At 50.9% G+C, this 383-nt stretch carries 1 protein-coding gene and 1 pseudogene; both read right to left on the bottom strand.

Features of this window, described 5'->3' with window-relative positions:
• A partial coding sequence (locus PSI23_RS22135) for a DUF2635 domain-containing protein (RefSeq protein WP_273556826.1) occupies nucleotides 1–126 on the bottom strand: 126 nt, incomplete at its 3' end.
• Nucleotides 127–131: 5 nt separating this feature from the next.
• Nucleotides 132–383: pseudogene (locus tag PSI23_RS22130) on the bottom strand (ATP-binding protein); the annotation flags it as partial.

Below are 383 nucleotides of genomic sequence, written 5' to 3'. Positions count from 1 at the left end.
AACGTCACCGTCTCTGACGCGACGATGCCAGAACAGACTGTCTGGTACCTCTGTGCAGCCTTCAGGCAAATGAGTGCCTCTAACCGGGTCGCGTACCAGCCGCCCGGCAACGGGTTTAACAAACATGGGGTTTACTCCAGATTAATGCTGATTTTGGGTTCGGGTGTGTGTGCTGGCATCGCTACGGTCACGTCAATACCGTCCAGTGGGTGCGTTTCGATGGGGTAAAAATCCTCCTCACCCTGATGGTATTCAATGTCGATATCCATCAGGAGTTGTGCGAAATGCGATTCACCACTGGCATCAATATCGATTTGCGAGCGAATTTCAGCATATTGCTGTGTGACTTTCGTCAGCTCATAGCTATTTATTACCGCCCGTTC

Source organism: Xenorhabdus yunnanensis (genome assembly GCF_028598805.1).
GTDB lineage: Bacteria > Pseudomonadota > Gammaproteobacteria > Enterobacterales > Enterobacteriaceae > Xenorhabdus > Xenorhabdus yunnanensis.
The sequence above is the reverse complement of the archived record's forward strand: the minus strand, read 5'-3'. Positions and strand labels throughout refer to the sequence as shown.